This is a genomic window from Lentzea sp. NPDC092896 (genome assembly GCF_044754905.1).
In the GTDB taxonomy this organism is placed as follows: domain Bacteria; phylum Actinomycetota; class Actinomycetes; order Mycobacteriales; family Pseudonocardiaceae; genus Lentzea.
Genome location: NZ_JBIVPX010000007.1, coordinates 290,158 through 316,123, shown reverse-complemented (window position 1 = coordinate 316,123; position 25,966 = coordinate 290,158). Strand labels below are relative to the sequence as shown.

Below are 25,966 nucleotides of genomic sequence, written 5' to 3'. Positions count from 1 at the left end.
AGCCAGACTCTACGCGCTCAGTCGTGCCCTGTCACGGCTCCCAGCAGGTCGCGGATGTGCGCCGTCGCCGACGCGAACTCCGGACGGGCCATCGTCGCCGAGTAGTCCCTGTCCCCCGGCAGGTCGACCTCGATGATCTCGTTGACCACCGCGGGCCGTCGCGTCAGCACGATCACCCGGTTCGCCAGGTACACCGACTCCGCGATCGAGTGCGTCACGAGCAGCACCGTCGTGCCGGTCTCCCGCCACACCCGGTGCAGCTCGACGTTCATCTGCTCCCGGGTCAACGCGTCCAGGGCGCCGAACGGCTCGTCCATCAGCAACACGCGCGGCTGGTGCAACAACGCCCGGCACAACGCCACCCGCTGCTGCATGCCACCGGACAGCTCGTGCGGCAGCGCGTTCTCGAACCCGGACAGCCCGGTCATCTCGATGAGCTCGTCCGCCCGTCTGCCCGCCTCGGCCGAGTTCATCCCGCGCATCTCGGCCTGCAGCAGGATGTTCCTGCGCGCCGACCGCCACTCCAGCAACGCGGCCCGCTGGAACACGAACCCGATGTCGTGCCGCGGCCCGCGCACCTGCTCGCCGAGCAACGTCACCGTGCCCGACGACGGCGTCAGCAAGCCGGACACCAGCTTCAGCAACGTCGACTTGCCGCAGCCGGACGGCCCGACGATGGACACGAACTCGCCGGGCGCGACGTCGAGCGAGACCTGCTGGATCGCGGTCACCTCCGCGCGCTTCGACTGGAAGCGCACGGAGACGTCGTTGATCGACACGGACGAGGCGGTTTCCAAAGTTGTGCTCATCCCTTGGGAGCCACGCTTTCTTCCCAGTAGGCGGACGGCTCGGACGCTTCCTTGATGATGCCGGTCTTCTGGAACGTCTCGATGGTCTTCTTCCAGTCGTCCACGGTGTTGACGCCGGGCGCCTTGCCCTTCGTGGCATCGGTGTGCAGCAGGGTCAGCGTCGTCTTGAACTGCTCCAGCACCACCGTCGGCGACGGCAGCTGCTCGGCGGCGCCCTTCATCGACTCGGCCGCGGCCTCCGGCGCCTTCTCGGACGCCGCCCACGCCTCCTGCGTCGCGGCGACCATCTTCTTCACCAGCTCGGGATCCTTCTGCAGCATCGACTTCGACGTCAGCAGCCCGTTGCTGAAGTAGTTCAGCCCGAACTCGGAGAACCGCAGGTAGCCGACGTCCTTGCCGGACTTCTCCTTGATCGTCGGCCCCTGGTCGGACGCGAACCCGAGCAGCACGTCCGTCCGGTTGGAGATGACCGCGGCCATCTTGCCCGCCGGGTCGATGTTCTGGATCGAGACGTCGGACTCCTGCATGCCGTTCTGCTTCAGGAAAGCCGGGAACGTCTTCGTCAGCGCGTCCCCCGCGGTCGTGGCGACGGACTTGCCCTTCAGGTCCTCGGGCTTCTTGATGTTCTTGTCGGTGAAGAACTGCACGGACGCCGGCGTCGTCTGCAGGAACACCCCGATGCTCTTGGCCGGCACGCCCTGCTCGACGGCCGTGGCGAGCGCGGACGTGTCGGCCCAGCCGAAGTCCGTCTGCCCCGCGCCGGTCGCCGTGACGGTCTTGCCGGACCCCTGGCCCGCCTGGATCTTCAGCTTGATGCCGTGCTTCTCGTAGATGCCCTGCTTGACCCCGTAGTAGAACGGCGCGTGTTCGCCGTACGGGTACCAGTTGAGGGTCAGCGTGACGTCTTTGACCTCACCGCCGGACTCGGACGTCGTTCCGCCGCCACCACCGCAGGCGGCAACCACCAGCAACGCGGGAAGTAGGCCTGCGAGCAGTTTCTTCATGATCCGCCCTTAGCTAGGAGTGTTGTGACGGCGGCGCCGCGCCGGCTGGCGTGCCACGGCAGCATCAGCTTTTCGGCGAGGTCGAGCAGGAGGAAGAGCAGGACACCGACCAGCGAGATGACGATCAGGCCCGCGAACAGCATCGGGGTGTCCATGTTGCCGTTGGCCTGCAGGATCACGTACCCGAGGCCTTCGTTGGAGCCGACGAACTCGCCGACCACGGCACCGGTCACGGCGAGCGTGACCGCGACCTTCAGGCCCGCGAACAGGTGCGGCAGCGCGGCCGGGAAGCGGATCTTCACGAACGTCTTGACCGGGCCGCCGCCCATCGTGGCCGCGAGTTCGAGCATCTCGGTGTCGACCGATTTGAGACCGGTGACCGTGGAGATCACCACGGGGAAGAACGCCATCAGCACGGCCACGATCACCTTGGGCTCGAAGCCGAAGCCGAGCCACACCACGAACAGCGGCGCGATGGCGATCTTCGGGATGACCTGCGCGAACAGCAGGATCGGGTAGGCGGTGCTCTCGACGGTCCTCGAGTAGACCATCGCGACGGCCATGAGCACGCCGAGGATGCCCGCGATGAGGAAGCCGAGGATGGTCTCGTAGGTGGTCACCCAGGTGTGACCCCAGAGGTAGGACCACTTGTCGACGAGCAGGCCGAAGGTCTTGGCCGGTGACGGCACGAGGTAGGCCTCGACCAGGCCGGTGACGGTGACGAGGTGCCAGATCGCGAGGCAGGCGGCGAGCAACGCGACCGGACGCCAGGTCCGCTCCACGACGCCGCGCCAGCGGTCCGCCTGAACCGTGTTCACAAAGCTCCCTCGGGTCGGAAAGCGCTTTCCCGTACGCTATGTCCGACCCACTGACCGGTCAAGAAGGAGCACGGATGAAGCCGCCGCTCTGACGACTGAATCGATTTTCCCGACTATTGGCTATTAGCCGTAGGTGTTGCCCGCGTGGTCACGGCCCCGCGCGAGGTAGATCCGATGACTGTCCGGCTTCAGGAACCGGACGGTCGTCGGCATGTATCTCATGGTGTAGCCGCAACGGCGCAACGTGCTGCGGTTCGGCGGACTGCCGTGCACCAGCATGGCCGAGTGCACGCTGCACGCACCGCGTTCCAGCTCGACGTCGACGGCGCGTGACTCGTCCACCGCCGTTTCCTGGTTGAAGAACGAGTCGGCGGTGCCCGTGTGTTCGGCGGCGGCGAGATGACTGCCCGGAATGACGCGCAGGCAGCCGTTCTCGACGGTCGACGGGTCGATCGCCAGCCACACGGTGATCGCGTCGCCCGCGGGTGAGATGCTGTCGCGCCAGAAGTGCGCGTCCTGGTGCCACGGCACGGGTTTGCCGTCGCCGGCGGGTTTGCAGATGAAGTGCGAGGAGAACAACGCGATGTCCGGGCCGATCAGCGACTCGACGAGGTCCAGCACGTCCGGGTCCAGCAGCCACTCGAACAGGGCCGGGTCGGTCAGGTGCGGTACGTCCATGTGTTCGGGACGCTGCCCTTCCGGCAGGGCCGCCAGCCTGGCCTCGAAGTGCGCGGCCAGCGCCTCGAACTTCGCCGGAGCCAGCACGCTGGCGTGCGTCTCGTAGCCATCCTTCTCGAACATCGTCACCTCACGAGTAGGCCGGTCTCCTTGTCATAGCGCAGAACGCGTGCGGGCGGGGCGTCCACGGTCACCGTCGCGCCGATGGCGGGTTCGTCGTCCTCGGGCACGATGTAGCCGATCTGCTCCTCGCCGCAGTCCAGTGTCACCAGCGACGTCACGCCGAGGTTCTCCACAATGGACACCTCGCCGCCGAACAGTCCGGAAGCAGCGGGCGACAGGTACTCCGGCCGCACGCCGATGATCTCCGAGCCGCGCGGCACGAGGTTCATGGGTGTCGACCCGATGAAGTTGGCGACGAACGTGTCCGCGGGTCGTTGGAACACCTCGCGCGGCGTACCGAGCTGCCGGATCCGGCCCGCGTCCATCACCGCGATCCGGTCGGCCAGCGCCAGTGCCTCGGCCTGGTCGTGCGTGACGAACACCGTCGTCAACGCCAGCTCGCGTTGCAGCTTCTTGAGGAACGTCCGCGCTTCCAGCCGCAGCCGGGCGTCCAGGTTGGACAGCGGCTCGTCCAGCAGCAGCACCTCGGCCGACGCGGCGACCGCGCGGGCGAGCGCCGCCCGTTGCTGCTGGCCACCCGAGAGCTGACCGGGACGGCGTTCGAGCAACTCCCCCAGGCTCAGCCCGGCGGCGGTCCGCGCGGCCGTCTCCTGCCGCACGGACTTCGCGGCGCCCCGCACCCGCAGCGGATAGGCGATGTTCTCCGCCACCGTCATGTGCGGGAACAGCGCGTAGTCCTGGAACACCATCGCGACGCGGCGGTCTCCTGGCGGCAACCGGGTGACGTCTCTCGAGCCGATCGCCACGGCCCCGTCGGTGGCGCCTTCCAGGCCCGCGATCGTGCGCAGCAACGTGGTCTTGCCGCACCCGGACGGGCCGAGCAGGGCGAACAGCTCGCCGTCGGCGATCTCGAGGTCCAGTTCGTCCACCGCCCGCACCCCGTTGGGGTACACGGTGGACAGACCCTCGACAGTGATACCCGCCATCAGCTCTTGATGCCTCCGTGGAATCGGAACCCGTACCGCTTGTTCACGAACAGGTACAGCACGACCACCGGGATCGAGTACAGCAGCGAGAACACCGGGATCACCGTCAGGTTGGCGCTGCCACCCTCGTCGTACAGGGTGCGCAGCAGCACCGCCGCCGGCTGCTGGCCGACGTCGCGCAGCAGCAGGAACGGCAGCAGGAAGTTGCCCCAGGCGTTGACGAACGCCCACACGAAGATCGTCGCGACGCCAGGCCGCGCGACCGGCAGCACGACGTGGGCGAGCACCTGCCGTGGCGAGGCGCCGAACACCCGCGCCGACTCCTCGTACGAGCGCGGCACGGCGTCCATGAAGTCCTTGAGGATGAAGATGGCCGCGGGCAGCATGCCGCCCGCGATCACCAGCGCCGTGCCGAACTGCGAGTTGATCAGGCCGAGCTGCAGCATCATCACGAAGATCGGCACCATCGCGGCCGTGCCCGTGACCACTGAGGACAACAGCAACAGCAGGTACAGCAGCAGATCCCGGCCGGGAATCCGCACTCGCGACAACGCGTAGGCCGCCAGCGCCGCGAGCACGGTCGTCACCACGGTCGCGACCACGCACAGCACCAACGAGTTGAGCAACGACGTCAGCGCGTACGGGTGCTCGAAGGTCGCCACGACGTTGCGCAACGTCCAGTCGGGCCACCGCAGCCCCAGCCCTGGCTTGGCGTCGAACGGCGCGGACGCCAGCCACAGCATCGGCACCGCGAAGAACGCCAGCACCAGCGTGACCAGCATGTAGAAGCCGATCCGCCGCACGATCCACAGAGGACTCATGCCCGCCTCCGCAGCAACCGCAGGTACACCAGTGCGATGACGAGGTTGCCCACCAGCAGCAGCATCGACATCGCGGACGCGTACCCGAGCCGGCCGCCTTCCAGCGCCTGCCGGTAGATCAGCACCGGCAGCACCTCGGACTGGTGGTTCGGGCCACCGGCGGTCAGCAGGAACGGTGTGAAGTCGTTGGCCGTCCACAGGCTGATCAGCAGCGTGTTCGTCAGCACGTGGCCCCGGATGTGCGGGAACACCACGTCCCGCACGGTCTGCCGGCCCGACGCGCCCATCAGCCGCGCGGTCTCCAGCTGCGACGGCGGCACCGCGGCCAGCGCCGAGGTGTAGAGCAGCATCGAGAACGCCGTGCCGCGCCAGATGTTGAAGATGATCAGGCTGGTCATCGGGTACTGCACCAGCCACGCCGTCTGCGGCGAGCCGAGCAGCAGGCCCAGCGTGCCCGTGTCGCGGCTCAGCACCGCGAACCACAGGTACGCCACCACCGTGCTCGGCAGGATCCAGGAGAGCAGCACCAGCCCCTCGACGGTCCGCCGTAGCCCGGGCCGCACCGTCCGCAGCAGCCACGCCAGCCCGAACCCGAGCACGTTCTGCCCGATCACCGCCGACCCGAGCACGAACAACGCCGTGAGCCACAACGAGTTCGTGAACAACGGGTCCCGCACGGCCTCGACGACGTTGTCCAGCCCCACCACCTGCGGGTTGGCCGCCGCTGGCCCGGTGAGCTGGTAGTTCGTGACGCCGATGTAGAGCGTCCACAGCGCGGGGAAGACCAGGAAGAGCCCGATCAGCACCAGCGCGGGCGTGACGAACCCCAGTGCGCGCCGGACGCCCAGCCCGGAGCTATCCAACGTTGGCCTCTCCGACGGCCTTCACGAGTGCCGCGCGGTAGGCCGTGGCCACTTCGTCGGGACTCTTGCCCGCCACGACGTCCGCCGTCGCCTGCTGCAGCGCCGCCGACACCTTCGGGTAGTCGGCGAGCCCCGGCCGGTACCGGGTGATCGGCAGGACCTTCTCCGCGATGAACGTCAGCATCGGGTCGCCCTTGAGCACCTCGTCGTTGACGTCCTGGCGCTGTGTGAGCTGCGCCGTGCCCGCCAGCGACTCCTTCACGGCCTGCGCGGAGTTGAGGAACTGCATGAACTCCCACGCCTGCCGGGGGTACTGGGTGTTCGGGTTGATCACCCGCACACCGCCGCCCGACATGCTGACGAAGTCCTGCCCGCCCACTCCCGCTTTCGCCTGCTTGGCCGGCACCAGCGCCCAGCCCACAGCCGTGTCGCGGTCGGCCATCTTCGCCACGCCGTTCTTGGGTTCGACGACCGAACGCCAGAAGTAGTCGCTCTCCAGCAGGATGCCGATCTTGTTCTCGCTGAACAGCTGGAACGACCGATCGCGTCCCTTGGCCTCCTGCTGCAGCACGGGATCGCCGAGCCCGCCGCCGTAGACCTTCTGGTACAGCCCCAGAACGTCCTTCAGCTGGGCCGAATCCCCTTGCCACTTCCCGTTCTCGTAGATGGGCTTGCCGGTGCCGACGAGCGCGGGCAGCACGCCCTGCATGGTCGTGGCCTCGCCCATCGCGCTGCCGGCGTTGAGCTGGATCGGCGTCACACCGGGCAGCGCCTTGAGCTTCGCCCCCGCGTCGAGCACGTCCTGCCACGACTTCGGCTGCCAGTCCGCGGGCAGCCCGGCCTGCGCGAAGAGGTTCTTGTTGAAGAACAGCACGCGCCCGTCCGTGCCCATCGGCACGCCGTACCGCTTGCCGTCGAACTCGCCGAGCCCCTGCACGGCCTTGGGAATCTGGTCCCAGCCGTCCCAGTCGGTGTTGCCGGCGACGTCGGCGAGGGGCTTGATCTGCCCGGCCTGCGCGAACTCGCCGAGCCAGATGCCGTCGATCTCGATGATGTCGCCGCCACCGCCGGTCTTCAGGTCCAGCGCGACCTTGGTCTTGAAGTCCTCGTCGCCGGCGCCGTTCTGCTCGAACTTGATCGTCGCGGTGACGCCCTTGGCCTTCTGCTGCTTTGTGAACTCGGGGATCACCCAGTTCTGGATCCAGTTGGCCCCGCGGGCGTTCTTCCCGCCGACCGCCGAGTTGGCGACGATCGTCAGCGTGATCTCCTTGGCGTCGGCGTTGCGCGCCTGATCACCGCTCTGCGTCTGTCCCAGGCAGCCCGCCAGCAGCCCGCACACCGCAACCAGTCCGAACATCTTTGTTCGCCCCATCGGTCCAACATGGCACTGGATCACGGTGGCCACAAGCTCTCAGCACCCTCTCAGTGCGTGGCTGCGAGGCTGGCGCGCGAAGGGGGTAGATCAACAATGCAGCTACTGATGGCGGCCGTCCTGGCCGCGTCGACACTGACAACACCGCAGCTCACCGGCCCGTTCGCGGTCGGCACGGTCGACGCTCACCTCACCGACTCCACCCGCGCGGACCCGTGGCAGCCGACCAAGAACCGAGAGCTGATGGTGACCATCAGCTATCCGGCCAGACGCACCGGGCAGCAGGCGCCGTGGCTGGGCGCGGCCCTCGCGACGGCGCTGGACCCGATCATCTCCAGCCCGGCCTACCTGGGCATCCCCGCCGGAACCGTCGACTGGTCAGGCACCAGGCGACAGGCTCGCGACGCCCGGCCGCTACCGGGCAAGTGGCCGGTCGTGCTGTTCTCACCGGGCCTGCAGTCGCCGCGGGAGTTCTACGCCGGGGCCGCGGACGACCTGGCCAGCCGCGGGTACGTCGTGGTCACGGTGTCGCACACGCACGAGACGGTGGCCGTGGAGTTCCCCGGCGATCGCATCGAGTGGGGCCTGATGCAGGACGCCTCCCAGGCGACGATGAAGAAGGCCATCGACGCACGGGTCGCCGACATGCGGTTCGTGCTGAACGAGTTGCCGAAACTGCACAACGGGGCGGACATCACGAGAGTCGGCATCGCCGGGCACTCGTACGGCGGCTACACGGCGGCCGAGACCATGGCGAACGACCGCAGGTTCGACGCGGGCATCAACATCGACGGCGCGATGGAGCACACCGGCGACGACGGCCCCTACGCGCCGGGCAAGGCGGTCACCCAGGGGCTCGACCGGCCGTTCCTGCTGTTCGGCGGGGACCTGGGCGAGCGCGAGCTGAGCCACGTCGACGCGAGTCTGACCAGGACGTGGGCCGACTTCTGGCCGCACCAGCGCGGGTGGAAGCGGGACGTGCACCTGGACGACGGCGCGCACCTCGGGTTCAGCGACATGCAGTGGTCGGTGCCGCAGATCGCCGCTGTGCCAACGGAACGCCGCGAGAGTCTCATCGGGACGATCGATCCCGCGGCCGCGCTGAAGGCCCAGCACGACTACGTGGCCGCGTTCTTCGACCTCCACCTCAGGCACCGGGGCACCAGGCTGTTCGAACGAGCCCGCCACGAAGGGATCCGTCTGGTGCTCTGATCGGCGGTATGGTCCCGGGCGATGTCTGTCGAGTTCGCCGTTCTCGGTCCCCTGCAGGTCCGCGTGGACGGCAGGGAGCACCGGGTCGGCGGGTTCACCCGCCGGGCGACACTGGGATTCCTGCTGCTCAACGCGGGCCGGGTGGTGTCGATCAGCGAGCTCACCGAGGCGTTGTGGCCGGAGGGGCCTCCGCCGACGGCACGCGGAATCCTCCTCAACGTCGTGTCGGCGTTGCGCAAGGCCGGGCTCGACATCGTCACCCGCAGGCCCGGCTACCTGCTGCGCGTGGAACCGGATCGCGTTGACCTGCACCGGTTCCGCGCCGCCCTGGCCAGGGCTGCCACGGCACCAGGTCCCGAACGAGCGGCGAGCGTGCTGCGGGACGCGCTGGCGTTGTGGCGCGGGCCGGTGCTCGCGGACCTGGTGGCGGACGGCGTCACGTGGCCGGCGCTGGTGGAGATCACGCACCTGCGCGACGTGGCGGTGGAGGACAGGTTCGACGCCGAACTGGCGTGCGGGCGTCATCGAGAGGTGATCGCGGAGCTCGAAGCCCACGCCCGAGATCAGCCGTTGCGCGAACGGGTGCAGGGGCAGCTGATGCTCGCGCTCTACCGGTCCGGCAGGCAGGCCGACGCGCTCGCGGTGTTCCGCACGGCACGCGCGCGGTTCGCCGCCGAACTCGGCATCGATCCAGGGCCCGAGCTGGTCCGGCTGGAGCAGGCGATCCTCACGCAGGACCCGGCGCTCGCGACGACCGCGGTGCGGGCGCCGACCATGCTGGAACGCAAGAAGGTCAGCGTGCTCGTCGTCCGGCTGGAGCTGCCGGGCGAGGACGAGGCCGCCGACGAACGCCTCGAAACCTCGGTGACACAGGTACTCCGGCACGTCGAGGACCTCGGTGGCGTCACGGTGACGACGCTCGGTTCAACGGTCTGCGCGGCCTTCGGCGCTCCGGTCAACCGCGAGGACGACGCCGAACGGGCGGTGCGCGCCGCGTTCGAGATCACCGGTGATCATCCGGCCGCGGCCGCGGTGTCCACCGGGCCCGCGCTCGTCACGTCCGGCGATCGCGTCGAGGTCAGCGGCACGGTGCTCGACGCCTGCCTGCGGTTGCTCGCCGAGACCGCACGGGGCGAGGTCAGGACGTGCCCGGTGACCGACAGGACGCTCGCGCCGGCCGGGGACGACGCGCCGTTCGTGGGGCGCTCGGCCGAGATGGCGCTGCTCGCCGAGACCTACGAGCAGGTCAAGGCGACGAACCGGCCGAGGGTGCTCACCGTGGTCGGCGAGCCCGGCGCGGGCAAGAGCAGGCTCGTGCGGGAGTTCGCCAGGGGCCGCCGGACGCTCACCGGGCGCACGCCACCGTTCGCGCGCGACGACGTCTTCGCCCCGCTGGCGGAGATGGTGCGGCGCCACGCGGGCATCTTCGACACCGACGACGCCGCCGCGGTCACCGCCAAGATCCAGGTGCTCGGCGACGACCCGTGGCTCGTCACCCAGCTCTCCGCGCTCGTGGGGGTCAGCCCGCAGGGCAGCGACGTGCTGATGGCGTGGCGGAGGCTGATCGAGCACCTCGCGGACGAACCGCTGGTGGTGATCGTCGAGGACGTGCACTGGGCCGACGACCTGCTGCTCGGCTTCCTGCACGGACTCGCCGACACCGCGGACGACGTGCCGCTGCTGGTCCTCCTCACCTCAAGGCAGGAGCCACGGGGTGAGGCGATCAGGCTGGGCGCACTGTCCGAACAGGACACGAGGCTGCTGCTCGAAGCGCTGATGGCCCGCCACGACGTGACCGCCGACCTGCCGGCGCTGCTGCACCGCTCGGCCGGCAACCCGCTCTTCGCCGGTGAGTACGTCCGCATGCTCCGCGACGGCGCCCCGGACGCCCTCCCCGAGACGGTGCGGAACGTCATCGGTGCGCGGCTCGATTCGTTGCCGCCGAACGAAAGAGCGGTGCTGCAGGACGCGGCGGTCATCGGGCCGACGGTCTGGCCCGGCGCGGTCGCGGTGGTCGCGGAACGCGATGTCGCCGAGATCGCGCGCAGCCTGGAGGTGTTGCGGCAGCGGGACTTCCTGAAGCGCCACAGCACCAGCGACGTCGTGGGCGAGATCGAGTACGCCTTCAGCCACGTGCTGGTCCGCGACGCCGCCTACGACCGGGTCCCGCGCGGCACCAAGGCGATGAAGCACTACCACGCGGCCGAGTGGGTGCAGGCGCTGCCGCTCGAGCACGTTCCGCTGCTGGCGTACCACTTCCAGGAAGCGGTGTGGATCGCGGAAGCCTCCGGACGGCCGTGCGACATCATGGGCCGCAGGGCGAGGGCGGCTCTCACGGACGCGGGCCGCAGAGCGACCGCGCTGGCTGCCAGGGACACCGCGATCCGTTGCTACCGCGCCGCTCTGGCGGTCTGCCCGCCGGGCCACCCCGACCGGGCCGAGCTGCTGACGTTGCTGGGATCGAGCCTCGCCCTGAGCGGTGAAGGGCTCGAGGAACTGGCCGAGGCGGCCGAGCTCCACCGCGGCGCCGGGAACTTCGAGGGTGCGGCGGCGGCCACCAGAGCCTCCTGGCGCGCCGCCTGGCACCAGGACGACCACGCGGCCGCCGGACGACACCTCGACCGCACGATCGAGTTCCTCGCGCTGACCGAGCACGCGTACGGCGTGCAGGCGTACCTCGCGCACTCCCTGACGCTCGCGGACAGGCTGACCGAGGCGACGAGCGCGGCGAAGACGGCGTTGGCGGGCGCCACCGGCCTCGAACGAGCCATCGCGCTGGAAGCCCTGGGCCTCGCGAGGGTCAAGCAGGGCGACCCCGACGGCATCGCCGACATGCGCCAGGCCGTGACCGAGCGGCAGGCCGCCGGGATCTCGCCCGGGCTGTGCCTGGTCAACCTGAGCACCGCCTGCACCGTGCTCGGCGACCTCAAGGCACGTCTCGCGGTGCGCGCGGAAGCACGGGCGGCCGCCCGGCGGCACGGCGACAACGACACGATCGCCTGGCTCGACGCGTCGAGGTACCTGGAGTTGTTCTGGGACGGCAGGTACGCCGAGGCGCTGGCCGCCCTGGACGAGCCGAGCCAGTCCCACGTCCTCGCTCTGCGCGGCCGCGTCCTGCTGCTGACCGGTGATCTGGCCGGCGCGGGTGACTGCGCGGACCGGGCACTCGAACTCGCCAGGAGCAAAGGCCAGCACGGCGACCTTCACCACCCGCTGGTCCTCCGAGCCCACATCGCGCTGCTGCGCGGCGAACCGGTGACGATCGACCTGCTGCCCTGCCGCCAGGTCACCGGCATGGTCGGCGTCAGCCTGCCGATCGTCCTGGCCGCCGCCGGCCACGGCCCCGAGTGCCTCGCCGAGGCGCCCTGGTCCCGCTGGAAGGACGCCGCCGTCGCCTACCTCGGTGGTGACCGGCAGGAGGCTCGCCGGATCTACCGGGAGATCGGGTCGAGGCCGGACGATGAGTCGCTGGTTATCGGCCGCGAATAACGTCCGGACGGTGCCCGCGATCCCCCGCTACTACCAGGCCAAGGCCCGGCTGCTCGACCTGCTGGGCGACCTGCCCGGCAACACCCCGTTCCCACCGGAACGCGAGCTCTCGGACGAGTTCGGCATGTCCCGCACCACGATCCGCAAGGCGATGAACGAACTCGTGCTGGAGGGCAGGCTCATCCGCGGCACGGGCCGCCAGGGCACGACCGTCGCCCCGCCGGCACAGGTCCACCGCCTCAGCCTCGACGCGCTGGTCCAGGACCTCGCCACCCGCGAGCAGGCGGCCGTGCGGATCACCAGGGACGTGCTCAGCGTCGAGTCGGTCCTCGTCCGCGGCGACGAACCGATCGGCGTGCGCTCGACCTGCCTGTCCGCCTCCCGGTTCCCCGGCTTCGCCGAGCGCTACGACGACACACCGCTGCGGAAGTTCCTCTCGGCCACCTACCGGGTCCGGTTCGGCGAACTGCGTGCCTGGTGCACCACCACCCTCGTCACACCCCGTCTCGCCAGGCTCCTCGACGTCCGCCCCGCCACGCCGGTGCTGTCGATCTCGTGGCTGGACCTGGTCGAACGGTCGTGGGTCGTGCTGAGAGGCGATCGCGCGCACCTCACGATGGCCCAAGTCCAGGGATCCGCCCAGTTCCGCGCGGGTTAGCGTCGAGGCCCGACTCGCAGCGGGAGGGCACCGTGAACGACCACACCCGGCGCCGCATGTGGTTCCTCGACCAGCTCGACCCCGGCAACCCCAGCCACCACGTCACGCTGATCACCACCCCCGCTGCCGTCCGCGTGCCGGACACCCTCCTGGTCCGGTTCGACGACGACGGGCGGCCCGTTCCCGGCGGGCCGCCCGTCGTCGTGAGGTCGGCGCGGGTCCCCGACGTGCGGGCGGCGGTGCGCGCGGAGCTCACGCAGCCGTTCGACCTGCGCGAAGGCCCGCTGGTGCGCGCGCTGGAGCTCAACTCGTCGTTGCTCGTCCTGACGATGCACGGGATTCTCGGCGACATCCGCGTGCTGGAGACGGTGCTCGGCGGGCCGACTCCCCCGGCCGCCCAGGGTTCTCCCAGCTTCTGGCTCGATCAGCTGCGCGACCTGCCGGTGCTGGAACTGCCGACTGATCGGCCGCGGCCGCCGCTGCACCGGCCGGAAGCCGGTGTGGTGCCGTGGTCGGCCGACGTCGACTCCGACGCGTTGCTCGCGGCGTTGCAGGTGGTGCTCGGCCGCTACACGCGGTCCGTCGACGTGCCGATCGGGGTCGTCGTCGCGGACGAACTCGTGGTGCTGCGCGGAGATCTGTCCGGCGATCCGGCGTTCGGCGAGCTGTGCGGGCTGACGGCCGAGCAGCTGACCACGGCCGCGACGCAGCTCGTCCCGTTCGACCAGGTCGTGGATCTGCTGGCGCCGGAACGGGATCTGTCGCGGCATCCGCTCGTGCAGGTGCAGGTCGATCTGCGGCCGCGCCGGGACCTCTACGACCCCGAGGTCGCGTTCACCAGCTTCGACCTCGAGATCCAGAACGGCCGCGTGCTCTACAACCGGGCGCTGTTCGACCGGCCGCGGATCACCCGGCTGCTGGCCCACCTCGCCCAGGTGCTGAAAGCGCCGACCGACGAACGCCTCTCGCGGATCTCGATGATCGACCGGGACGAGGCCGCGCTGCTGGAGAAGTGGAACTCCACCACCGAGTACCTGCCGGACGTCAGCATCCCCGAACTGTTCGCCGAGCAGGTGCTGACCACGCCGGACGCCGTCGCCGTCCAGCACGGGTCCGAGTCGATGACCTACGCCGAGCTGGACCGCCGCTCCAACCGGATGGCGAACCTGTTGCGGTCCAAGGGCATCGGGACCGGCGACCTGGTCGGGCTGTGCCTGGACCGGGGCGCCGAGATGATCGTCACGATCCTGGGCGTGCTGAAGGCCGGCGCGGCGTACGTGCCGATCGACCCCGAACACCCGCTGGACCGCATCCAGTTCCTGGTCGACGACGCGCGGCTGTCCGTGGTGGTGAGCCGGAACCGCGTGCTGTTCCACCGGCCGCTGCCACCCTCCGAAATGGACTCCCACCCGGACTCCGCGCCACCGCGGACGAATCCGGACGCCCCGGCCTACATGATCTACACCTCCGGCTCGACCGGACGGCCCAAGGGCGTGCTCATGCCCAGCCGCTGCGTGGTGAACCTCGTGCGCTGGCAGGAGAAAGCCCTCGAACGCGAAGACGACAGCCGCACCGCGCAGTTCACCACCGCCACCTTCGACGTGTCGGTGCAGGAGGTCTTCTCCGCCCTGCTGTTCGGCGGCACGCTGGTCATCCCGTCCGACGAGGTCCGCCGCGACCCCGCCGCGTTCGCCGCCTGGCTGGACGCCGAACGGATCACCCGGCTGTTCGTACCGGACTCGGTGCTGCGGGCGGTGCTGGACGAGGAACCGTCGTTCACCTCGATGCGGCACGTCTCGCAGGCCGGCGAACCGCTGACGCTGGACGTGAAATTGCGCAACTTCTGCGCGTTGAGGCCCTGGCTGCGCGTGCACAACCACTACGGCCCGGCCGAGTCGCACGTGATCACGTCGTGCTCGTTGCCCGCCGACGTGGTGGACTGGCCCGCCGTCGCGCCCATCGGCCGGCCGATCGACAACACCCGGATCCACCTGCTCGACGCAAACCTGCTGCCCGTCGGAGCCGGCGTCGCGGGCCAGCTGTGCGTGTCGGGTGCCGGACTCGCCTCGGGCTATCACGGTCGTCCCGAGCTGAGTGAACGGAAGTTCGTCACGAAGGACGGCGAGCTGATGTACCTGACGGGCGACCTCGCGTCGTGGAACGACTACGGCCAGCTGGAGTTCCACGGCCGCGTCGACGACCAGGTGAAGATCCGCGGCGTGCGGGTCGAGCCGGGCGAGATCGAGGCCGTCCTCAACGCCCATCCGAACGTGACGCGGGCCGTCGTCGTGTTGCGGGACAAGCACCTCATCGCCTACTACACCGGCGAGGCCGACAACCTGCTGGAGCACTGCGCCGCGCTGCTGCCGGTCCAGCTGGTGCCGTCCGTCTTCCTGCCGCTGAGCACGTTCCCGCTGCTCGCGAACGGCAAGATCGACCGCCGCGCGTTGCCCGTGCCGTCCCCGCGCTCGCCGCACGTCCGGCCGGGCACCACCGAGGAAGCCGCGCTGTGCCAGGTCTTCGCGGACGTGCTCGGCATCGAGGACGTCGGCGCGACCGACGACTTCTTCGCACTGGGCGGGCATTCCCTGCTCGCCACCCGCGTGATCACCCGCGTCCGCGCGGAACTGGGCGCCGAACTCCCGTTGCCCGCGTTGTTCCACCACCGCACACCCCGGCGGCTCGCGCGGATCCTGTCCGGCGAACGGTCCTGGACCAAGCCGGTGACACCACGTGCGCACGGTCCGGTGCCGCTGTCGATCGCGCAGAACCAGGGCAACCGGTGGTTCGGCTCGGTGCTGGCCGCGGGCTTCTGGACCGTGCCGCTGGCGTTGCGCCTGCACGGGCCGCTCGAACTCGGAAGCCTCCAGTCCGGACTGGACCGGGTGGTCCGCAGGCACGAGGCGTTGCGCACGGCGTTCGTCGATCGCGATGGCGTGGTGCTGCAAGAGGTCCGGCCGGCGCAGCCCGTTCCGCTCAAGGTCGTCGACGTGTCCTCGGTGGAGGAAGCCGCGTTCATCGCCGGCGACGAGATGACCGTGCCGTTCGACCTGGCGAGCGGAATGTTGTTGCGGGCAAGGATCTTGCGGCTCGCGGACGAGGACCACGTGCTGCTGCTGACCATGCACCACCTGGTCAGCGACGGCTGGTCCCAGGCACTGCTGATCGAGGAGCTGAACGGCACGGCGGCCGCACCGGGTGTGCAGTACGCCGACTTCACGTTGTGGGAACAGGACACGCTGTCCCCCGAGCACGCGAAGTACTGGCAGCAACAGCTGGAAGGCATGCGTCCGATCGAGCTGCCGACGAAGGGCGACCGGGACGTCAACCCGCTCGGCCCCGGCGAGCTGCTGCCGTGGTCACCGTCGAAGGAGTTGCTCTCCCGGGTCTCCACACTGGCCGGTCAGGAGCAGGCCACGCCGTTCGAGGTGCTGCTGGCCGCGTTCAAAGTCCTGCTGTCACGAACGACGAAGGCCACGGACGTCGTGGTCGGCACGCCGATGGCGAACCGCGTCCGGCCGGAGCTGGAGCAGGTGATCGGGCTGTTCGCGAAGGTCGTGGCGCTGCGCACGGATCTGTCCGGTGATCCGGACTTCCGCGAGGTGCTGCGGCGGGTCAGGGAGACCACGGCGGCAGCCCACGAACACCAGGAAGTGCCTTTTCACGAGGTGGTGGAAGGAATTCCGCTGCGGATCACGTTCGCGCTCGTCCCTCCGGTGCCCGAACTGCGACTGCCAGGAGTGACCGCCACGGCGTTCGAGGCGCGGCACCGCGGACCGGTCATCGTGAAGTCCGAGGTGACGTTCCACCTGCACGACTCCGGCGGGCACGTCGTCCACAACTCGCTGCTGTTCACGCAAAGGCAGGCGGTCGAGCTCCTCGCCCGGTTCGCCGACGTCCTGCGGGCCGTCACCAAGGACCCGTCGCTGCGCCTCTCGGAGATCGAAATAGTGTGACCGGGTGATCGATCGACGCACCGCCCTGAAGTCCCTCGCCCTGCTCCCGCTCGCCGGCTGCGCCGCCACCCCAGCCGTTCAGACCACGAGCACAACGCCACCGACGACGACCACGAGCGCGGCACCCGTGCGGCACGACGCGTTGTTCGAGCTGGAGAAGAAGTTCGACGCACGGCTGGGCGTCTACGCGATGAGCGACAACGGCAGCACGATCGAGCACCGGGCCGACGAGCGGTTCGCGTTCTGCTCGACGTTCAAGGGCCTGGCCGCGGCGGCGATCCTGCACCGCAACCCGCTGTCCCATCTGGACACCGTCGTCACCTACACCGAAGCCGAACTGATGAAGAGCTCGACCATCACGAGGCAACACGTCCAAACAGGCATGAAGCTGCGCGACCTGTGCGACGCCGCGGTCCGCTACAGCGACGGCACGGCCGGCAACCTGCTGCTGCGCGACGTCGGCGGCCCCGCGGAACTCACGAAGTACCTGCGCGAACTCGGCGACACCGAGACCAGAATGGACCGGATCGAGCCCGACCTCACCTCGGCCACGCCCGGCGACCCGCGCGACACCGCCACCCCGCGCTCGCTCGGCACGGACTACCAGCGGATCGTCCTGGGCGACGCCCTCGAACCCGGGAAGCGCGACTTCCTGAAGGACCTGCTGGAAAGGTCGACCACCGGGGCGAAGCGCGTCCGAGCGGGAGTGCCGCAGGGTTCCAAGGTCGCGAACAAGACCGGCACCGGCGAGTACGGCACCGTCAACGACATCGCCGTCGTGTGGCCACCGAACCGGGAGCCGGTCCTGATCGCGATCATGTCGAGCAAGTCCACAGCGGACGCCGACTACGACGAGGCCCTCGTCGCCGAGGCCGCCGCCTACGTCCTGAAGACCCTCACCTGACGGTCGACACGTCCGCCCACACGGTCTTGAAGTCGGGGAACCGGTTGTGCCCCCACACCTGAGCCAAGCCGTTGACCAGCAACAAACCCCGCTGCCGGCGCCCGATGAACCCCATCCGCCCGAGCTGCGGGAAACGGCCGGGCGTGCCGTCCTCGACCTCGACCCGCACCACCTCCCGCTCCGGCAGGCGAAGAATGCGGGCACGACGCTGCGGAGCGGCGTGGTGATAAGCGTTGCTCACGAGTTCGGTGGCCACGACCATCACGTCGACCACGACGTTCTCGTGCATTCCCTTCAGGAGGCGACGCACCTCCGCCCGCACGTCCGCGAGCGGCAGAACACCTTCCGGTAGGACGAGGTCCAGTCGTTCGCTGGACCGTCCTGCGATACCCATCAGCATCCCCTCGAGCCCTGTTCGTTCAAGGCAGGGGGTTCCATACCCCGGAGCGCGTACATCGAAACCCATCGAAATTGACTCATGACGTCCTCGGGAGATCGGCCCAGACCACGGTGCCGCCGAGAGCCCTGTCCACGCCCCAGCGATCGGACAGCCGGGCCACCAGGACCAGGCCGTACCCGCGCTGCGGACGGGACACCTTGCGCAACGGCGGATGGGCGTTGGCGTTGTGCTCGATCTCGACTCGGATCCTCTGCTCTTCCACGACGACGCGCAAGAACGACGGCTCTGATGTGTACCGGTACGCGTTGCTGACCAGTTCGTTCACCACCAGCAACACGTCGGCGACGGCGTCGGTGTCCTCGCCCATCAGTTCCAGCCGCACCCAGCGCCGGACGGCCGCGAGTGACGGCCGCTGCCTGCCCAGGGGCAGGTTCGCCGTCTCGCCCGTCCTCGCTGCCTGGTCGCGCGCCAAACCGCTCCTCGGTCAGATGATCAGTTAGAGCGCCGGATACCCGACTGCATCAGTGGCCAAACCAACCGTTCACGTGGTTGAACTACTCTCACGGCGCCGCCGCAACTCCAGGGGGAACCGCGTGCCCAGATCCTTGCCGCCCTTGCTGGTCGCAGTGCTGGTCATCTACTCGTTGCACCAACTGCTCACCTCGGTCGTCGCTCCGCTGGCCCAGGAGCTCTCGCTCACCGTGACCCAGCTGAGCCTGGTGTTCACGGTCGCGTCCGCGGTGACCACGCTGGCGAGTCCGCTCTGGGGACTGCTGCTCGACGCCGCCGGAGTGCGTCCCGTGCTGGTCGCCGGGCTCGCCCTGTGCGTGGCCGGACCGGCCGGTTTCGCCGCCGCGGTGGCGTTCGCCCTCGACGAGACGCTGACGCCCGGCCTCGCGTTCGTGCTGGTGCTGGTGTTCCGCGGCCTGCTGTTCGGCGCTGGACTCGCCTCAGTGCTCGTCGCCGCGCTCGCCGTCGCGGGCCTCTCGACCCATGGCGTTGACGATCGCACCCGAGCCATCGGCTTCGTCGGTGCCGCACAGGGATTGGGCATCGTGCTCGGCCCGGTGGCCGTGGGTGTGCTCGCGGTGGCGTCCCTGTGGCTGCCGCTGTACGTGGCGCCCGTGATCGCCCTGCTGGTCGCGGTTCTGGTGCTGGTCACCGTCAAGCCGGTCGAACGCTCCGCGGAGCCGGTCGAGGTCCGGCCGCTGGAACTGGTGCCGGCCTTCGGGGCCGGGTTCCTGCTGTACCTGTCGCTCGCGATCCTGCAGACCGTCGTCGTGTACCTCGCCGCGGACCGCTCGGGCGCCGTCGAAGGGCTGCTGCTCGCGTCCGGCATCGGGCTTCTGCTGGCGCAGGGCCTGCTCGTGCCGTTGCTGAAGTGGTCCCCCGCCCGGCTGCTGCGGATCGGGTCGCCGGTCGCGGTGGCCGGCTGCGCGCTGCTCGCGGTCGCGCCGTCGTCGGCGCTGATGTCGCTCGCGTTCCTGGTGGTGTCGCTGGGAATCGGTCTCGCGATCACCGGGTTCGGCGCGACGGCCTCGCTCGGCGTCGGGTCCGGCCGCCAGGGTCTGATGGCCGGACTGGTCACCGCGACGGGCGGGCTGACGTTCATCGCCGGGCCCGTGCTGAGCGCGCTGCTCTACGACGTGGAGCCGCTCGCGCCGGTGATCGCCGCGGGACTGGCCGCGGTGCTCGCCGCCGGGTTGTCGCTCGTGCCGGCCGCACCACGGGATTCGAGCCTGCCGCACTGATCGACAGAGCCATTACGCTGCGCACGTGACGCGTTACTTCAGCGCTCTCGTGCTGGCACTGCTCGCCGCGACGGCCATGGTCGTCCCCGCACAGGCCCACGCCGAGCTCAAGAGCAGCACCCCGGCGTCCGGCGCGGCCCTCGACGCCCCGCCGAAACAGGTCGAGCTGGTGTTCAGCGAGGCCATCGCGCTGCCGGACGGGGACGCGATCACCGTCACGGGACCGGACGGTGCCAAGGTGCCGGTCACCGAGGTGCACGCCGTCGACAAGACCATCACGGCGAAGATCGACGCGTCCTCGGCCAAGGCCGGCGCGCACACGATCGCCTGGTCGGCCAAGTCCGACGACGGTGACACCGTGTCCGGCACGTTCGCCTTCACGATGGCGGTCGCGGCGCAGCCCTCGTCGTCCGCCGCCCCGCCGTCGTCGGTGACGGCGAGCGCGACGGTGTCGAACGCTCCCCCGTCGACCTCGACCGCGCAGGACTCCGGTGGCGTGCCGATCTGGGTGTGGCTCCTGGTCGGGCTAGTGGGCGTCGTCGGCGTGGTCCTGCTGGTCAGCCGCCGCAAGCCGTAGCCGCTCGCGCAGGAGTTCGCGTTCGGCCGGGTGTTCGGCCCGGTCCAGCGCGGCCTCCAGCGCCGCGGTCGGGTCCTCGCCGAGCCGTTGCAACAGATCCGCGCGCACGGCGTGGAACAGGTGGTAGCGGTCGAGGTCGAGCACTTCGACTTCGAGCAACGCCGCCGCCGGGCCGTGCGTTTCGGCGATCGCCACGGCGCGATGCAGTGCCACGACAGGGCTTGGCGCGATGGCCATCAGCTGGTCGTACAGCGCGACGACCTGGTGCCAGTCGGTCGGCGGGTCGCTGTGCACGGCGTTGATCGCGGCCTGGATCTGGTACGGGCCCGGCCGGTTCCAGCGCAGGCAGCGGCGCACGACGTCCTGCCCCTCCGCGACGAGATCCGCGTTCCACAACGCCCTGTCCTGGTCTTCGAGCAGGACGATCCCGCCGTCGCGCAGCCGTGCCTCCCGGCGTGACGCGACGAGCAGCATCAACGCGAGCAGCCCCCACACCTCGGGCTCGTCCGGCATGAGCTCGGCGAGCACGCGACCGAGCCGAATCGCCTCGTCCGCGAGTTCCGGCTTGTCCAGCCAGCCCTCGTTGAAGATCAGGTAGACGACGGCGAGCACTGCCTTGAGACGTTCGGGCAGGTCGGCGTCGCGCGGCACCCGGTACGGGATGCGGGCCGCGCGGATCTTGCCCTTCGCCCGCACGATCCGTTGCGCCATCGTGGGTTCGGGCACCAGGAACGCCCTGGCGATCTCCGCCGTCGTCAGCCCGCCGAGCAGTTTCAGCGTCAGCGCGACCTGGGCCTGCAACGCCAGCGACGGGTGGCAGCAGGTGAAGATCAGCCGCAACTGGTCGTCGGCCACGTCCCCCACCTCCCGCACTTCCGGTTCGTGGTTCAGCAGTTCCGCCTGCGCGTGCTTCTCCTGGCCCTTGGCCTCACGGCGCAACCGGTCGATCGCGCGGTTGCGGGCCGTCGTGATGATCCAGCCCGCGGGGGCCGGTGGAACGCCGTCCACCGGCCACCGCCGCACGGCCGTGGCGAAGGCGTCCTGCACCGCCTCCTCGGCGAGGTCGATGTCGCCGAGGACGCGGGTCAGGACGGACACCGCACGGCCGTACTCGGCCCGGAAGATCTCCTCGATCATCAGAACGCGATCGGCCTGACCTCGATCGACAACGGGCTCAGCACGCCCGCGAGCCGCCGGCCCCAGTCGAGCGCCTCGTCGAGGTCGGCGGCCTGGATGATCGTGAAGCCGCCGATGTGCTCCTTGCCCTCGGTGAACGGTCCGTCCGTCAGGAGCACGTCGTCGTCCTTCGCCCTGAGCACGGTCGCGGTCGTCGGCGGGTGCAGGCCGACGGCGAACACCCACGCGCCCTTCGCCCGCATCTCCTCGTTGAGCGCGTTCAGGTTCTCCATGATCGGGTCGAGCACCTCGGGTGGAGGGGTCTCACCGTCGGGCTGATAGATGCTGAGCAGGTACTTCTGCGTCATGGTGGTCTCCTTTCACCCTTTGTACGAACGAGGGCGGGCCGTTTCGACGACTATGGCGACATGATCCCGTTGATCCTCCCGCTCGACGACTCGCGAGCGGTTCTGGCGGCGGCCGGGGGCAAGGGCGCGTCGCTGGCGAGGCTCGTCCGGGCGGGACTGCCGGTGCCGGCCGGGTTCCACCTCACGACCCGCGCCTACCGCGAGCGGTCGATGGAGGGCGTGCTGGAGGCGTTCCGGGACCTGGGCGGGCCGGTGGCGGTGCGGTCGTCGGCCACCGCGGAGGACCTGCCGGGCCTGTCGTTCGCCGGGCAGCACGACACCGTGCTGAACGTGTCCGAGGACGGGCTGTTCGACGCGGTCCTGCGGTGCTGGGACTCGCTGCGGTCCGAACGGGCCGTCGCCTACCGCGAGCGCAACGGGATCTCCTCGGCCGAGATGGCGGTCGTCGTGCAGCGGATGGTGCCGGCGGAGGTGTCCGGCGTGCTGTTCACGGCAGATCCGGTGACCGGGCGGGCCGAGCCGGTCGTCAACGCGGTGCGCGGGCTCGGTGAGGCGCTGGTCAGCGGTGAGGAGAACCCGGCGGACCTGTTGTCCGGCGATCAGATGGCCACGCTGATCGCGCTGGGCCGGCGGATCGAGGCGCTGTACGGGACGCCGATGGACGTCGAGTGGGCGCTGACCGGCGACGGGTTCCAGATCCTTCAGGCGCGGCCGATCACGGCGTTGCGGGTCGAGTGGAACGACACCCTCGACGGCGACTACCTGTGGTCCAACGGCAACGTCGGCGAGGCCATCCCCGAGGTGATGACGCCGGTGACGTGGTCGCTGGTGAAGGTGCTGTCGAGCGTGGCGATCGGGCCGCACCGGATCTCCGGGAACATCGGCGGCCGCTTCTACCTCAACATCAGCACCTACACCGCGGTCGGCACCGCCATCGGCAGGGCGGAGGAGATGCGGCGTTCGGGTGAGGAGACGTTCGGGCGCATCCCGGCCGGCGTGACCGTGCCGCCGCTGCCGATGTCACGGGCGGCGATCCTCGGCGCGGTGCTGCGGGGTGCCGGCGGGCCTCTCAAGCAGCAGTTCCTCTACCGGACGAGGCTGCCGCGGCTGGTCCGCGACAACCCCGCGCGTTGTACCGCCGCGCGCCAGGCGATCGCCGCCTGTGCCACGCCGGACGCGTTGCTCGCCTTGTGGCGCAACGATCTCGACCGGCTGTTGCGGTTCGTGTGCCCGATCCTCGACGCCGGTGCGCGAATGATCGGCGGCGGGCCGGTGGCGTTCCGGCGCGAGCTCGTGGCGCTGGTCGGCGAGGAGGACGCGGCCACGTTGCTGACCGGGTTCCACGCGGGCGCCGGGCTCTCGAGCGTGGGGCCGTTGCTCGGGCTGGCGCGGGTGCGTTCGGGAGAGCTGGACTGGAAGGCGTACGCGCAGGAGTGGGGGCATCGGTCCCACAACGAGTTCGAGGTCTCCCTGCCGCGTCCCGCCGAGGCGCCGACGTGGATCGCGACGCAGCTGGACGCGCTGGCGGATCCGGTCGCGTTGCTGCGACGGCAGGCGGCGGCGCGGGCAGCCGCCTGGGAACGGCTGGTGGCGGCACATCCGCGGCAGGCGGACCGGGTCGAACGGCGGTTGGCGAAGATCGGTGCCGGGGCGCGGGCACGTGAGCAGGCCCGGTCGGAGATGGTGCGCGCGTTCTGGGTGATGCGGGCGTTCGTGCTGCGGGGCGGGGAGCTGACGACGTCCGGTGACGACCTGTTCTTCCTGCCGATCGACGACGTGCTGCGCGTGCTGGGCGGCGAGACCTCGTTGCTGGCACGGGTTCCCGCGCAACGGCAGGCCTACGAGCGTTATCGCGCGCTGCCGCCCTATCCCGCCGTGATCCGCGGCCGGTTCGACCCGGAGTCCTGGGCCGCCTCGCCGGACCGGCGGGCCGACCTCTACGACGCGACCGCGGACGTGCCCGTGCCGTCGGACGTCACCGGGTTCCCCGGCTCGGCGGGCGTCGTCGAGGGAGTGGCGCGCGTGCTCACCCGGATCGAGGAGGGCAGGGCGCTGGAACCGGGCGAGATCCTCGTGACCGCGGTGACGAACGTCGGCTGGACGCCGCTCTTCACCCGTGCCGCCGCCGTGGTGACCGACGTGGGCGCGCCCTTGTCGCACGCGGCGATCGTGGCGCGGGAGCTGGGAATTCCGGCGGTGGTGGGCTGTGGCAACGCGACGACCCGGATCGCCACCGGGGACGTCGTCCAGGTCGACGGCGCGCGGGGAACCGTGAAGAAGGTGCGGTGAACCCACCACCCGTCCGCCGCCGAGTGGTGGGTTCTGTTCGACGAGGTCAGTTGTGCGCGGGGACGCCGTGCATCGAGACGAGCTGACGCCGCATGCGTTCCCGCACCAGGTCGATCACCTCGGTGACCGTGTGGCCCTCCGCGTACGCCTGCACCTCGACCCACTTGAGGTCGAGCCGGGCGTGCGCGTGGATCACCGACTTGTCCGAGGTCAGGTTGACCCACGCGAAGTCGACCCGGTCCGGCGCGTACTCCTCCAGCGAGCCGATTCGCGCGGACGCGTAGTCCCTGGCCTGCTCGGGAATGGCCTCCGCGAGCGAGACCTGGATGTAGTCCATCGACACCTGCCTCCTCAAGGCCGCGCGGCACCGCCACGAGGCCAGTTCGACGATACGAATCCGATCGCAACGCCGAACCAGGCGTTGGTCCCGACAGCGCAGGGTCTTTCTACTGAGAGAATGGTGCGGCTGCCGGACCTAGTTGTGTCACCAGATCAAACCTTTGGCATCAAAGCAGAAACTCGCTGGTCGAGCTGCTCCTCGGTGGGCGATCCGGTGAGCAGTTCCACGGAGCCGTCGGTGCCCACGAACGCGAACGTCGGCTGCGCGGTGACGCCGAACCGCTTCCACACCGCGCCGTCCAGATCGGCCAGGTGCGGGAACCCGGTCATCTTGTGGTCGCCCACGAACTTCTTCATGGCGTCGAGCTGGTCCTCCGCGGCCACGCCGACGAACTGGACCTTGTTGTGCCGCTTGGCCATCGCGTCGACCGTCTCCGCCTCGGCGTTGCAGGACGGGCACCACGGCGTCCAGAACCACAGCACGGCGGGCTGTCCCACGAGCTTGTCGCCGCGGAACTCCGCGCCGTCCAGCGTCTGGGCCGTGAACTGGAACTTCTCCGGCGGCGGCGCCTTCTCCGCGCAGCCGGTGAGCAGAAGGATCCCTAGCAGCAGTCCGAGGATGCGCATTCGGCTCCTCACCTCCTGTCTGGGCGTACGGCCTTGCGCCTCCTCCGGTTCAGCCACCAGGCACCGACGATCGCGAGCACGACCACGAACGGCCACGGCCCGAGCGCCGCCACGATCTGCACGAGCGTGTTCTGGAACCGTCCCGCGCCCCGCACGACCGGGTCGATCGCGCTGCCGCCGGCCAGGAACAACCGCAGTTCGTAGACGCCGTAGTAGGTCACGTACGCACCGACCGCCACCAGCACCGCGCCGCCGATGCGACCGACGTGGGGCAGCAGCTTCCTGATGTGCGGTGCGAGCGCCGAACCCGCGACCGCCAGGACGGTGACGATGAGCCCCATGCCGAGCGCGTAGGCGAGGAACGCCGCGATGCCCGTCTGCAGCGATGCGCCCACCAATGCGAGGAACGGGCCGATCGCGCACGAGAGAGAGGCGATGGCGAACGCGATGCCGTAGCCGTACATGGACCAAAGGCTCTTGGGTGCTGCTTGGAGTTTCGGCAGCCGGACGTAGAGGTCCTTGCCGAGCAGCAGGAGCACCCCGACGACGACCATCACGAGCCCGATCACGACCGTCACGAACGGCAGGTAGCGCTTGAGGGTCGCGGCCACCGGACTGACCAGAACGCCGAACGCGCCGAAGAAAGTGACAAATCCGGCTGTCATCACCAAACCGGACATAAAGGCCCGTGCCGGGCTGTCCCGTGCCACCAACGCCAAATAGGCGGGCAGCATCGCGAATCCGCACGGGTTGACCGTGGCCACCATTCCCGCGACGACCGCTAACGCAAGCTCGTTCACGGGCGT

23 protein-coding genes are annotated in these 25,966 nt (G+C 69.8%); 8 read left to right on the top strand and 15 right to left on the bottom strand.

All coding sequences use genetic code 11. The annotated features are described in order from the left end of the window. Positions 1-17: 17 nt before the first annotated feature. The 8 genes from ACIQF0_RS31850 to ACIQF0_RS31815 all read right to left on the bottom strand — a co-directional run bounded on the left by ACIQF0_RS31850 (position 18) and on the right by ACIQF0_RS31815 (position 7,459). Positions 18-809: an ABC transporter ATP-binding protein gene (locus ACIQF0_RS31850; RefSeq protein ID WP_360034300.1), complete on the bottom strand. Its 792-nt coding sequence runs from the start codon at positions 807-809 to the stop codon at positions 18-20. Further along, a complete protein-coding gene (locus ACIQF0_RS31845) occupies positions 806-1,813 on the bottom strand; it encodes an ABC transporter substrate-binding protein (protein ID WP_401035545.1) in 1,008 nt (335 codons plus the stop codon). The genes ACIQF0_RS31850 and ACIQF0_RS31845 overlap by 4 nt, the downstream gene beginning before the upstream one ends. Then, entirely contained in the window at positions 1,810-2,631 is an 822-nt protein-coding gene (locus ACIQF0_RS31840; RefSeq protein ID WP_401035542.1) for an ABC transporter permease, read from the bottom strand. Before ACIQF0_RS31840 ends, ACIQF0_RS31845 begins: the two co-directional genes overlap by 4 nt. A gap of 123 nt (positions 2,632-2,754) precedes the next feature. Continuing rightward, positions 2,755-3,432 (bottom strand): phytanoyl-CoA dioxygenase family protein, encoded by a 678-nt coding sequence (locus tag ACIQF0_RS31835; protein WP_401035540.1) that lies wholly within the window; start codon positions 3,430-3,432, stop codon positions 2,755-2,757. A gap of 2 nt (positions 3,433-3,434) precedes the next feature. Continuing rightward, complete coding sequence (locus tag ACIQF0_RS31830; RefSeq protein WP_401035537.1) at positions 3,435-4,418, bottom strand: ABC transporter ATP-binding protein; 984 nt, start codon at positions 4,416-4,418, stop codon at positions 3,435-3,437. Further along, positions 4,418-5,239 (bottom strand): ABC transporter permease subunit, encoded by an 822-nt coding sequence (locus ACIQF0_RS31825; RefSeq protein WP_401035535.1) that lies wholly within the window; start codon positions 5,237-5,239, stop codon positions 4,418-4,420. Before ACIQF0_RS31825 ends, ACIQF0_RS31830 begins: the two co-directional genes overlap by 1 nt. Then, a complete protein-coding gene (locus ACIQF0_RS31820; RefSeq protein WP_401035533.1) occupies positions 5,236-6,102 on the bottom strand; it encodes a carbohydrate ABC transporter permease in 867 nt (288 codons plus the stop codon). Before ACIQF0_RS31820 ends, ACIQF0_RS31825 begins: the two co-directional genes overlap by 4 nt. Then, the gene (locus tag ACIQF0_RS31815; protein ID WP_401035531.1) at positions 6,095-7,459 is read right to left on the bottom strand and encodes an extracellular solute-binding protein; all 1,365 of its coding nucleotides are present in this window, start codon (positions 7,457-7,459) and stop codon (positions 6,095-6,097) included. The genes ACIQF0_RS31820 and ACIQF0_RS31815 overlap by 8 nt, the downstream gene beginning before the upstream one ends. Before the next feature lie 111 nt (positions 7,460-7,570). Between ACIQF0_RS31815 and ACIQF0_RS31810 the strand changes: the two genes are divergently transcribed. The 5 genes from ACIQF0_RS31810 to bla are packed head-to-tail and all read left to right on the top strand — an operon-like array spanning position 7,571 to position 17,693. Next, complete coding sequence (locus tag ACIQF0_RS31810; RefSeq protein ID WP_401035528.1) at positions 7,571-8,686, top strand: alpha/beta hydrolase family protein; 1,116 nt, start codon at positions 7,571-7,573, stop codon at positions 8,684-8,686. A gap of 21 nt (positions 8,687-8,707) precedes the next feature. After that, positions 8,708-12,175 carry a BTAD domain-containing putative transcriptional regulator gene (locus ACIQF0_RS31805; RefSeq protein WP_401035525.1) on the top strand — a complete coding sequence of 1,156 codons (3,468 nt, stop codon included), beginning with the start codon at positions 8,708-8,710 and terminating at the stop codon, positions 12,173-12,175. Positions 12,176-12,185: 10 nt separating this feature from the next. Further along, entirely contained in the window at positions 12,186-12,833 is a 648-nt protein-coding gene (locus ACIQF0_RS31800) for a GntR family transcriptional regulator (protein ID WP_401035523.1), read from the top strand. A gap of 32 nt (positions 12,834-12,865) precedes the next feature. Beyond that, positions 12,866-16,789, top strand: coding sequence for an amino acid adenylation domain-containing protein (locus tag ACIQF0_RS31795; RefSeq protein WP_401035520.1), 3,924 nt, complete (start codon positions 12,866-12,868; stop codon positions 16,787-16,789). Between the two features lie 4 nt (positions 16,790-16,793). Further along, on the top strand, positions 16,794-17,693 hold the full coding sequence (bla, locus tag ACIQF0_RS31790) for a class A beta-lactamase (RefSeq protein WP_401035517.1): 900 nt from the start codon (positions 16,794-16,796) through the stop codon (positions 17,691-17,693). Here the strand turns inward: bla and ACIQF0_RS31785 are convergent. Both ACIQF0_RS31785 and ACIQF0_RS31780 read right to left on the bottom strand, forming a co-directional pair. Continuing rightward, positions 17,686-18,087 (bottom strand): ATP-binding protein, encoded by a 402-nt coding sequence (locus tag ACIQF0_RS31785; protein WP_360034332.1) that lies wholly within the window; start codon positions 18,085-18,087, stop codon positions 17,686-17,688. The genes bla and ACIQF0_RS31785 overlap by 8 nt on opposite strands. A gap of 82 nt (positions 18,088-18,169) precedes the next feature. Next, positions 18,170-18,565 carry an ATP-binding protein gene (locus tag ACIQF0_RS31780; RefSeq protein WP_401035515.1) on the bottom strand — a complete coding sequence of 132 codons (396 nt, stop codon included), beginning with the start codon at positions 18,563-18,565 and terminating at the stop codon, positions 18,170-18,172. 121 nt (positions 18,566-18,686) lie between these two features. Here ACIQF0_RS31780 and ACIQF0_RS31775 point away from each other — a divergent pair, with 121 nt between their 5' ends. Both ACIQF0_RS31775 and ACIQF0_RS31770 read left to right on the top strand, forming a co-directional pair. After that, entirely contained in the window at positions 18,687-19,844 is a 1,158-nt protein-coding gene (locus tag ACIQF0_RS31775) for an MFS transporter (protein ID WP_401035513.1), read from the top strand. Between the two features lie 25 nt (positions 19,845-19,869). Beyond that, positions 19,870-20,421, top strand: coding sequence for a copper resistance protein CopC (locus tag ACIQF0_RS31770; protein ID WP_401035511.1), 552 nt, complete (start codon positions 19,870-19,872; stop codon positions 20,419-20,421). On the opposite strand, the gene ACIQF0_RS31765 is transcribed toward ACIQF0_RS31770, so the two are convergent. Together ACIQF0_RS31765 and ACIQF0_RS31760 are read right to left on the bottom strand one after the other, a co-directional pair. Beyond that, positions 20,371-21,558, bottom strand: a complete 1,188-nt coding sequence (locus ACIQF0_RS31765) for an RNA polymerase sigma factor (RefSeq protein ID WP_401035508.1) — start codon at positions 21,556-21,558, stop codon at positions 20,371-20,373. The two genes, ACIQF0_RS31770 and ACIQF0_RS31765, sit on opposite strands and share 51 nt — an antisense overlap. Continuing rightward, entirely contained in the window at positions 21,558-21,905 is a 348-nt protein-coding gene (locus ACIQF0_RS31760; RefSeq protein ID WP_401035506.1) for a YciI family protein, read from the bottom strand. Before ACIQF0_RS31760 ends, ACIQF0_RS31765 begins: the two co-directional genes overlap by 1 nt. A gap of 60 nt (positions 21,906-21,965) precedes the next feature. Here ACIQF0_RS31760 and ACIQF0_RS31755 point away from each other — a divergent pair, with 60 nt between their 5' ends. Beyond that, complete coding sequence (locus ACIQF0_RS31755) at positions 21,966-24,194, top strand: PEP/pyruvate-binding domain-containing protein (RefSeq protein ID WP_401035504.1); 2,229 nt, start codon at positions 21,966-21,968, stop codon at positions 24,192-24,194. Positions 24,195-24,240: 46 nt separating this feature from the next. Here the strand turns inward: ACIQF0_RS31755 and ACIQF0_RS31750 are convergent, their stop codons facing one another. From ACIQF0_RS31750 to ACIQF0_RS31740, 3 genes are all read right to left on the bottom strand, one after another. Further along, on the bottom strand, positions 24,241-24,531 hold the full coding sequence (locus tag ACIQF0_RS31750; RefSeq protein ID WP_360034345.1) for an HPF/RaiA family ribosome-associated protein: 291 nt from the start codon (positions 24,529-24,531) through the stop codon (positions 24,241-24,243). 155 nt (positions 24,532-24,686) lie between these two features. After that, positions 24,687-25,160 (bottom strand): redoxin domain-containing protein, encoded by a 474-nt coding sequence (locus ACIQF0_RS31745; RefSeq protein ID WP_360034347.1) that lies wholly within the window; start codon positions 25,158-25,160, stop codon positions 24,687-24,689. A gap of 8 nt (positions 25,161-25,168) precedes the next feature. Beyond that, positions 25,169-25,960 (bottom strand): cytochrome c biogenesis CcdA family protein, encoded by a 792-nt coding sequence (locus ACIQF0_RS31740; protein ID WP_401035500.1) that lies wholly within the window; start codon positions 25,958-25,960, stop codon positions 25,169-25,171. Positions 25,961-25,966 lie beyond the last annotated feature (6 nt).